The following is a 9,390-nucleotide window of genomic DNA, read 5'->3' as shown; positions in this document are numbered from 1 at the left end:
GTAGTTGATCAACTAAATTAGAATATGCTAATTCAGAAGGATGTAATCCGTCTGATGCAATTAATTCTGGATGCACTAAACCATTAATGATTAAATTTTGAACATCTATAAAGTTGAGGTTGTTATCTGCGCAATAGGTTTCTATATAACCATTATATAAGGCTATTTCTTCTATGATTGAAGAACTGCCAAAAATTTGACCAAATTCTGTATTTGAGTAATCAGGTATATTTAGTATAACTAACCGGTTTTTGTTTCCATTTGCCAGAGTGATAGATTTATTGACTATATCATCAAATTCAGTCTGAAATGTAGACAATGGTAATCCTTGAAACTGATTATTAACTCCAATAAGCAATGTGATAAGATCATAATCGCTATTTATATTCCTGAGCTCTAAAGCTGAATTTAAATCTGAAGTCGTCCAACCGGTTTGGGCTATAACTTGTAAATTAAAACTATCTTGATTTGGAAAATTATTTATTAGACTATCCTTAAGTTGCTCAGGAAAACCACAGCTATCACAGACACTTTCGCCAATCGTATAACTATCACCTAATGATAAAATAGTATAAGATTTTGGAGGTGCAGATGCTGAATCGTCATTAGAATTACATGTAAAAAGGCTACATGTAATCAAGAAAAACAAGCCTATCTTTTTCATAGAAGTAAAGATAAGATATTCACATAATAAAAATGCTTCCTAATTGAGAAGCATTTTTAATATTAATAGTAGGTTCACTATTTTATTTAAAAGCGTTTAAGCCCGTAATGTCTAATCCTGTAATTAATAGGTGAATGTCGTGTGTTCCTTCGTAAGTTATGACACTCTCCAGATTCATCATATGTCTCATAATACTATATTCTCCTGTAATACCCATTCCACCAAGCATTTGTCTTGCTTCTCGGGTAATTTTAATAGCCATATCCACATTATTACGCTTAGCCATTGAGATTTGAGCAGAAGTAGCTCTATTTTCATTTTTTAGTTGACCTAAACGGAAAGCTAATAATTGTGCTTTTGTGATTTCAGTAATCATTTCTGCGAGTTTCTTTTGTTGCAATTGAAACGCTCCAATGGGCTTTCCAAACTGAATACGTTCTTTAGAATATCGTAAAGCAGTATCGTAACAATCCATAGCCGCACCAATCGCTCCCCAGGCTATACCATAACGCGCAGAATCTAAGCATCCAAGTGGTGCACCTAAACCTGATTTGTTAGGAAGTAAGTTCTCTTTAGGTACTTTTACATTATCAAAAATTAATTCACCAGTAGCACTTGCTCTTAAGGACCATTTATTGTGAGTTTCAGGTGTAGAGAAACCATCCATACCTCGCTCTACAATGAGTCCATGAATACGTCCTTCTTCATTTTTAGCCCAAACAACCGCAACATTACAGAATGGGGAATTACTAATCCAAAGTTTTGCACCATTCAACAAATAATGGTCTCCCATATCTTTGAAGTTAGTGGTCATGCCACCTGGATTACTTCCATGATCTGGTTCAGTTAACCCAAATGAACCCATCCATTCTCCAGAGGCCAATTTTGGTAAGTATTTATTGCGTTGCTCTTCTGTACCATATTTCCATATAGGATACATAACCAATGATGATTGTACAGAAGCCGTGCTTCTTACTCCAGAGTCTCCACGTTCAATTTCTTGCATGATTAAACCATATGAAATTTGATCTAATCCGGCTCCACCATATTCCTCAGGAATATATGGACCAAATGCGCCGATTTCGGCTAATCCATCTATAATTTGTTTTGGAAATTCGGCCTTCTGAGCATATTCTTCGATTATAGGTGAAACGTCTCGTTTTACCCATTCTCTTGCAGAATCTCGTATGAGTTTATGTTCTTCAGTAAGAAGATCATCTATATTATAATAATCTGGTGCTTCAAATAAATCTGGCTTCATATTTTATGATTAAAATTTGAATAACAAAAGTAACGAAAACGTTTTCATTGCCCAACAACAGACCTACATTTTAAGGTAAAATTCTTTGGTTAGATTTATATAATCATCAGTGTATTGATGACGACCTGTTTCAATAATTAATTCTAAAGTTTCAACTTTAGATTTTACAAATGAATATTCTAACAAACTTCTTTTAATATCAGATTCGGGATTACCTTTAACATGTGTTCTTCGGTTAGGAAACAAACCAACTTTTGATGCTATTGACGTAAAGTGCTCTTCTTCTTTGAAGGGAAGAATAATTGATAAAATACCAATTTCAGACAGTAGATTTACTGCTGCATATATAATATGTTCAAACGGCATAGCGTCATTAAATCTTGCTAAATCTCTAGATGTGTTATTAGTTTTAAAATCTTCTGAATAGAAAGGTGGATTGCAAATGATGAGGTCGTAATTATCTTCTATTTCTTCCACATATTCAAGTAACGCGGCGTGATAACAAAACAAACGGTCAGACCATGATGAATTTTCAAAATTATCGGCACACTGCTCGTAAGCATCAGCGTCTATCTCTATTGCTTCAATTATTTGTGCTGTGCTCCTTTGTGCTATCATCAAAGCTAAAATTCCTGTGCCTGATCCTATATCAAGAACTGAAAAAGGTCTATGATTTATACTAGTCCAAGCACCTAACAGTACTCCATCAGTGCCAATCTTCATGGCACAACGATTTTGATTTACAGTAAACTGTTTAAACTTAAAAGGTTCGGTTGCCATTATTCAGAGAGATATAAGTCAATCAATCCATCTGGTGTTTCAACTTCAATTAATTTATTTTTACGATCCACATTGACAATGAACTCATCATTCATTGGAATTAAAATTTCAATATTGTCTTTATCAATTTCAAAAAGTGCTTGAGCTGTAGAGTCATTTATTGCCTTTATAATACCAACCGCACCATAATTTTTATCAATAACAGTGAATCCAATAACCTCATGGAAGTAAAATTTATCACCTTCGAGTTTTGGAAGTAAATCTAATGGAAGATATAAATCTGACTTCATCAATGCGTCGGCATCAGCTTCACTATCTACATCTTCAAATTTTAATCGGAGTAGATTTGATTTGTGTAACTGAGAACTTTCTAAAAAAAATGGCACCAGATTACCCCTTAGATCCACAAAAATAGCATCTAAGTTATCGTACAAATCTGGTTCGTCAGTGTCTAGTTTTGCCAAAAGCTCACCTTTAAAGCTGTACTTTTTTACAATTTTTCCTAAATAAAAACAGTCGTCTTTTGTCATAAAAAATAGGGTATAAAAAAACCCAGACTAAAATAGTCTGGGTTAGAAATATAAAAATTAATATTTTATTCTTCCTCGTTTGAAGCTGTTGTTTCTTCAGTTGTAGCTTCTTCAGCTACTTCTTCCTCTTCAACAACTGGCGCAGCTGCAGCAATACGAGCTTCATTTACAGCTTTTTCAGCTTCTAATGCTTTTGCTTTCGCATCAGCATCAGCTTTTGATAACCCGTCAGCTTTCGCTTGGATTTTAGCTGATTTTTCTTCTAACCAAGCGTTGAATTTTGCTTCTGCTTGTTCTTCAGTTAAAGCACCTTTGCTTACACCACCAGCTAAATGCTTTTTAAGCATTGCACCTTTGTAAGATAAAATTGCTTTTGCAGTGTCAGTTGGTTGTGCACCATTTTGCATCCATTTTACAGCACCATCCACATCTAATTCGATTGTTGCAGGATTTGTATTTGGATTGTAAGCACCTAGTTTCTCAAGGTATTTACCATCTCTTTTAGAGCGAGAATCCGCTGCTACGATCCAGTAATAAGGCTTTCCTTTTTTACCGTGTCTTTGTAATCTAATTTTTACAGGCATAATAATTAATTAGTGAGGTTCTCGACCTCTGTTATTAATGAGGGCGCAAAGATAAGATATTTTTTTAATTATCAACACTTTATTTAGCTTTAGGCAATATCAAAAATTATTATACTTTTGACATTCTTGATTTGTTATAACTAAAGCAATGATAATTTAACGTAAAAAATGAAAAAACTTATCCTCTTATCTCTTGTTTTTTTTGCACTATTCAGCTGTGGTGATGAAGTAGAATTTAACTCACCTGCTTTTCAAGGAGACAGAGCTAATCAACTTTGGAGAGCTAAAGCGTTTTCCGCAAGTATAGACGCTAATGGATTTTTAACCATTACGGGAACAAATAATGTAGAGACTATTAATCTTAGGGTGCCATCTGTTTCAACTGGAACTTTTATTGTTGGCGATGTTAATGCTATTGAAGCAGAATATATCGATGGATTTGGTACAAGGTTTACAACAAATAACAGACCAGATCCTAGTGTTTCTATTTACCCAGAATATGGTGAAATTATAATTGAGGAGATTGATGTAACCAGAAGAACATTTACGGGTAAATTTACATTTTTAGCATTTGATGATTCAGGTTTAAATTCTGTGGGTTATGCTAATGGTATATTTTTCAAAGTTCCATTAATATCTGGCGAGTTTCCAACAAACCCAATAACGTGTATAGATACAGAAACAGCGTCTGATGCTGCAATGATAAATTACCAGGCTACATTTTCTTCAGATTTAGAATTTATAAATAGTTCAGATTTTGTTGCGGCCTGTAACACTTACGCACAAGCTCTTTCTGACCAAAGAAACTATTGTGGTGATTTAGATGGTTCAATTCAGTCTATGATTGATGCTTTAGGTAATTGTGAACTAACATGTGCTCAGGCAACAGCTAATAGACAAGAAGCAGAATCTCAATACAATGCAGCAACAATTGGTAACTTTAACGAGAAATGTGCACAATACGTTTTTTATCTTCAGGAACAAATTCAGTTTTGTGGTGATTCTAATGGAAATGTTCAGGCAGAAATTGATAGTATAGATTGTGCTGATGATGATGGTGATGGCATACCTAATGCATTTGAAGATTTTAATGGAGATGGAGATTTGTCTAATGACGATACTGACGGAGATGGCATCCCTAACTTTTTAGATGATGATGATGATGGAGATGGTATACTAACAATTAATGAAGTTCTAGACGCGGATGGAAATCCAGTGGATACTGATGGTGATGGAGATGTAGACTATTTAGATAATGATGATGATGGAGATGGTTTGTTCTCTAATTTTGAGTCTGGTGATACAGATGGAGATGGAGTTGAAGATTATTTAGATAATGATGATGATGGTGATGCTATTTTAACCATAAATGAAAACGCAGATCCAAATACGGATGGTAATCCTGCTGATGCTGTTGATACAGATATGGACGGTGTGCCAGATTATTTACAGGCATAAAAACAACTTTGTATATTAATAAAGAAGCGTTACTTATTGTATGAGTAATGCTTTTTTTGTTAAATGCTGTTAAACAGTATTAAACCTTGTTAAAATAGTTGACTTAGCAGTTTATTCCTCTTATACTATAAATGCGGATGTGAAACAATACGCATCTATAAAAAAAGTGTTGAAATTAAAAACGATAAAGATAAAATGAAGTACGAAAAAATAGTTTCAGACAAATTAAATGAATTGCTGGTAAAAAATTATGATGCAGAAAAAGGCTATATCAACGCTATTAAAGAAGTTGAAAATAGAAACGTAAAAAACTTCTTTAAAAATAGGGCTGAAGAACGATCAAAATTCGCACGTCAGTTAAGAACAGAGATTTTAACTTATGGAGAAATTCCGGAAGACTCAGGAAGTTTCAAAGGCTTAATGCATAGAAATTGGATGAGTTTAAAAGCAACATTTTCTTCAAACAATGAAGAAACAATTCTTGATGAAGCTTTACGAGGAGAAAAAGCAAGCTTAGAAGAATACAACGAATTACTAAGTAATAATAATTTTCCTTCAAGATTAATTGAGCTATTAAGAGAGCAGAGAAACGCAATCGAAGCAGCAATTAATTCTGTGAAATTATACGAGGAAGTATTGTCATAATACTCCAGTTAGATTAAGAAATGTAAGCCACGCAAATGCGTGGCTTTTTTAGGTCATAAACCTATGTTAAACACAGTGAAATGTTAGGGTTTTCCTACAAAATAAGGTATGTTATAAAGAAATGATGTGAAACAATACGCATCACAAAAAAAGGTATTGAAATTTAAAATATGTAAGAGATAATGGAGTGTTCAGAAGAAATTTCAAATAAATTAAACGATTTAATAGAAAAAAATATAAATGCTAAAGATGCCTATGCTAAGGCAATTGAAAAAGTTGAAAATCCAGAAATTAAAAACTTTTTCAAAGAAAGAGCAAAGAACAGAGCCAGATTTGTAAAGGAGTTAAGAACAGAAGTCTGGGGAAATGGAGAAATCCCTGAAAATTCAGGTAACATTTCCGGAGAGGTCCACAGAAATTGGATGTCGTTGAAAGCTATATTTTCTTCTAACGATGAAGAGGCTATGCTTAATGAAACTATAAGAGGCGAAAAAACTAGTTTAGAAGAGTACAATCAAATTCTCTCAGAAATTGAATTGCCAAAGAACATTGAAAACCTCATAATAAAGTAAAAAAATGCAATTGAGACGTCAATTGTAAAAGCCAAAAATTATGAAACTATAATGTCATAATATATAAATCAAATAATACTGTTAAAACCACGCGTAAGGGTGGTTTTTTGTTTACAACTGTTTATAACTTTAACTGAGAAAAATTATAATATTTCTTAATTTTAAATTTCCGATTTTTTATTTCAAAAGAACTTATGTTTTTAATTTTTGATACTGAAACTACAGGTTTACCTAAACGTTGGGACGCTCCAATTACAGATACAGACAATTGGCCAAGAGCCATACAAATTGCTTGGCAGTTACATGATGCTATGGGTAATTGTATCGAGCACCAAGACTATTTAATACAGCCAGATGGTTTTAATATTCCTTATGATGCTGAAAAAATTCACGGCATCTCCACTGAGTTGGCTCTAGAACAAGGAGTACCTTTATCTGAAGTTTTAGAAAAGTTTAATACGGCGTTATCTAAAACCAAATTTGTAGTTGGGCAGAATGTAAAGTTTGATTTAAATATCATGGGTGCTGAATTTGTGCGTGAAGATGTGGCAAACCCATTACAAGAATTACCAGTTTTAGATACCTGTACAGAACAAACAGCTAGTCTATGTCAAATCCCTGGTGGTAGAGGAGGTAAATTTAAGCTTCCTACACTAACCGAATTACATGAGTATTTATTTAATCAACCGTTCGCGGAAGCACATAATGCCACGGCAGATGTTGAAGCAACAACCCGTTGCTTTTTAGAATTAATACGACGAGAAGAATATACCAAAGAACAACTCGATGTACAACCCGATTATTTTCAGAGATTTTCAGAAGAAAACCCTGATACAATTCAGCTTATTGGCTTAAAACACATAAATCTTAAGCGCGAAAGTGCTAAAATTAATGAGCGACTTCAAAAGGAGCAGACACAAGCCCTTCCAACAGAAACAAATAAAGAAGCTGCTGCGCAATTAGCGGATACAGATTTTGTGCATCTGCATAATCATTCTCAATTTTCAATTCTTCAATCCACAATAAGTATTAAAGATTTAGTAGCTGCTGCTGCAAAAGAAGAAATGCCTGCAGTTGCCTTAACAGATCATGGTAATATGATGGGAGCATTTCATTTTGTGAGTGCCGTTTCTAATCATAACAAATCTGTAAAAGTACAACATGAAGAAGCCCAAGAAAAAGGAGAAGAGAAGGAAGGCAAGCTCATTAAACCAATTATTGGTTGTGAGTTTTTTGTATGTGAAAATCATCTAGACAAAACCCGAAAAGATAATGGCTACCAAATTGTACTTTTAGCTAAGAATAAAAAAGGCTACCACAATCTGGCAAAACTATCATCGGCAGCCTTTACGGATGGGTTTTATTATGTGCCACGTATTGATAAAAAGCTTATTGAACACTATAAAGAAGACCTTATTTGTTTAACAGGAAATCTCTATGGTGAAGTGCCAAGTAAGGTATTGAATATTGGTGAAAATCAGGCCGAAGAAGCCTTACTGTGGTGGAAAGATGCGTTTAAGGACGATTTGTACATTGAATTAATGCGTCATAATCAAGAGGATGAAAATCGCGTGAACCAAGTCTTAATTCAATTCGCAAAAAAACATAATGTAAAGCTTATAGCCACGAATAACACCTACTATGTTGAACAAGAAAACGCAAATGCACATGATATTTTGTTGTGTGTAAAAGACGGTGAAAAACAAGCAACACCTATTGGCCGCGGAAGAGGTTATCGCTATGGATTACCAAATCGGGAATATTACTTTAAGTCTTCGGAAGAAATGAAGGCCTTGTTTAGAGATATTCCTGAAGCTATAGTAAATATACAAGAGGTCGTTGATAAAATTGAGCCTTTCGAATTAGCTCGTGATGTATTGCTTCCTGCCTTTGATATTCCTAATGAATTTAAAGACGAAGAAGACGAGATTGATGAAGGTAAACGTGGTGAAAATGCCTATTTAAAACATCTAACATACGAAGGGGCTAAAAAACGTTATGGTGATATCACACCAGAAATAAAAGAACGTCTCGATTTTGAGCTCAGTGTTATTGAAAACACAGGTTATCCAGGTTATTTCTTAATTGTAGAAGATTTTATTCGCGAAGCACGAAATATGGATGTTTCTGTCGGGCCAGGTCGTGGTTCGGCAGCAGGTTCTGTTGTAGCTTATTGTTTGTGGATTACCAATATTGACCCTATTAAGTACGATTTACTTTTTGAGCGTTTCTTAAATCCAGATCGTGTAAGTATGCCAGATATTGACATCGATTTTGATGACGAAGGTCGTGGTCGTGTCATGCAATATGTTATTGATAAATATGGTGCCAATCAAGTAGCTCAGATTATTACTTACGGAACGATGGCGGCAAAATCTTCAATAAGAGATACAGCTAGAGTTTTAGATTTACCACTTGGTGATGCGGATCGTATTTCAAAATTGATTCCAACCATGTCTAAACTCGGAAAGATATTTGGACTTTCTGAAAAAGAATTGGCTAAAAAGTTTAGAACTGAAGATTTAGAAAAAGTCAATGAACTTCTTAATATTTCAGACGGAGAAGATTTACAGGCAGAAACGGTCAACCAAGCTCGGGTTCTAGAAGGTTCTGTACGTAATACAGGTATTCATGCCTGTGGTGTCATTATCACGCCAGGTGACATTACTAACTATGTGCCTGTATCAGTGGCTAAAGATTCAGATTTATATGTCACGCAGTTCGATAATTCAGTCGTTGAAAGTGCAGGCTTGTTAAAGATGGATTTCTTGGGTCTTAAAACCCTTACGTTGATTAAGGATACTGTTAAGATTGTAAAAGCAAAGCATAATATTGATCTCGATCCAGACAGCTTTCCACTCGATGATGAAAAAACATATGAACTTTTCCAACGTGG

At 34.3% G+C, this 9,390-nt stretch carries 9 protein-coding genes; 4 read left to right on the top strand and 5 right to left on the bottom strand.

Going from position 1 to position 9,390, the window contains the following annotated elements; translation table 11 throughout:
- From ACTG3Y_RS12760 to ACTG3Y_RS12740, 5 genes are all read right to left on the bottom strand, one after another.
- A partial coding sequence (locus tag ACTG3Y_RS12760) for an SGNH/GDSL hydrolase family protein (protein ID WP_439153307.1) occupies positions 1-664 on the bottom strand: 664 nt, incomplete at its 3' end.
- An 82-nt stretch (positions 665-746) separates the two neighbouring features.
- Positions 747-1,925, bottom strand: coding sequence for an acyl-CoA dehydrogenase family protein (locus ACTG3Y_RS12755; RefSeq protein WP_439153306.1), 1,179 nt, complete (start codon positions 1,923-1,925; stop codon positions 747-749).
- 63 nt (positions 1,926-1,988) lie between these two features.
- Entirely contained in the window at positions 1,989-2,705 is a 717-nt protein-coding gene (locus tag ACTG3Y_RS12750; protein ID WP_439153305.1) for a tRNA1(Val) (adenine(37)-N6)-methyltransferase, read from the bottom strand.
- Complete coding sequence (rimM, locus tag ACTG3Y_RS12745; protein WP_439153304.1) at positions 2,705-3,235, bottom strand: ribosome maturation factor RimM; 531 nt, start codon at positions 3,233-3,235, stop codon at positions 2,705-2,707. Before rimM ends, ACTG3Y_RS12750 begins: the two co-directional genes overlap by 1 nt.
- Positions 3,236-3,300: 65 nt before the next feature.
- Positions 3,301-3,819, bottom strand: coding sequence for a 30S ribosomal protein S16 (locus ACTG3Y_RS12740; RefSeq protein ID WP_439153303.1), 519 nt, complete (start codon positions 3,817-3,819; stop codon positions 3,301-3,303).
- Between the two features lie 168 nt (positions 3,820-3,987).
- Between ACTG3Y_RS12740 and ACTG3Y_RS12735 the strand changes: the two genes are divergently transcribed.
- The 4 genes from ACTG3Y_RS12735 to ACTG3Y_RS12720 form a co-directional block, all read left to right on the top strand.
- The gene (locus ACTG3Y_RS12735; protein WP_439153302.1) at positions 3,988-5,277 is read left to right on the top strand and encodes a DUF6252 family protein; all 1,290 of its coding nucleotides are present in this window, start codon (positions 3,988-3,990) and stop codon (positions 5,275-5,277) included.
- A gap of 195 nt (positions 5,278-5,472) precedes the next feature.
- Positions 5,473-5,922, top strand: coding sequence for a ferritin-like domain-containing protein (locus ACTG3Y_RS12730; protein ID WP_439153301.1), 450 nt, complete (start codon positions 5,473-5,475; stop codon positions 5,920-5,922).
- A 182-nt stretch (positions 5,923-6,104) separates the two neighbouring features.
- Complete coding sequence (locus tag ACTG3Y_RS12725; RefSeq protein WP_439153300.1) at positions 6,105-6,494, top strand: ferritin-like domain-containing protein; 390 nt, start codon at positions 6,105-6,107, stop codon at positions 6,492-6,494.
- A 194-nt stretch (positions 6,495-6,688) separates the two neighbouring features.
- The coding region (locus ACTG3Y_RS12720; RefSeq protein WP_439153299.1) for a DNA polymerase III subunit alpha at positions 6,689-9,390 on the top strand (2,702 nt) is incomplete at its 3' end.

Source organism: Winogradskyella sp., from assembly GCF_965656915.1.
In the GTDB taxonomy this organism is placed as follows: Bacteria; Bacteroidota; Bacteroidia; order Flavobacteriales; family Flavobacteriaceae; genus Winogradskyella.
Note: the sequence above shows the minus strand (reverse complement) of the source record. Positions and strands in the feature narration are given on the sequence as shown.

Coding starts and splice junctions, on each gene's coding strand:
- ACTG3Y_RS12750 (WP_439153305.1), bottom strand. CDS start 2,705: ATGGCAACCGAACCTTTTAAGTTTAAACAGTTTACTGTAAATCAAAAT.
- ACTG3Y_RS12725 (WP_439153300.1), top strand. CDS start 6,105: ATGGAGTGTTCAGAAGAAATTTCAAATAAATTAAACGATTTAATAGAA.
- ACTG3Y_RS12755 (WP_439153306.1), bottom strand. CDS start 1,925: ATGAAGCCAGATTTATTTGAAGCACCAGATTATTATAATATAGATGAT.
- rimM (WP_439153304.1), bottom strand. CDS start 3,235: ATGACAAAAGACGACTGTTTTTATTTAGGAAAAATTGTAAAAAAGTAC.
- ACTG3Y_RS12740 (WP_439153303.1), bottom strand. CDS start 3,819: ATGCCTGTAAAAATTAGATTACAAAGACACGGTAAAAAAGGAAAGCCT.
- ACTG3Y_RS12730 (WP_439153301.1), top strand. CDS start 5,473: ATGAAGTACGAAAAAATAGTTTCAGACAAATTAAATGAATTGCTGGTA.
- ACTG3Y_RS12735 (WP_439153302.1), top strand. CDS start 3,988: ATGAAAAAACTTATCCTCTTATCTCTTGTTTTTTTTGCACTATTCAGC.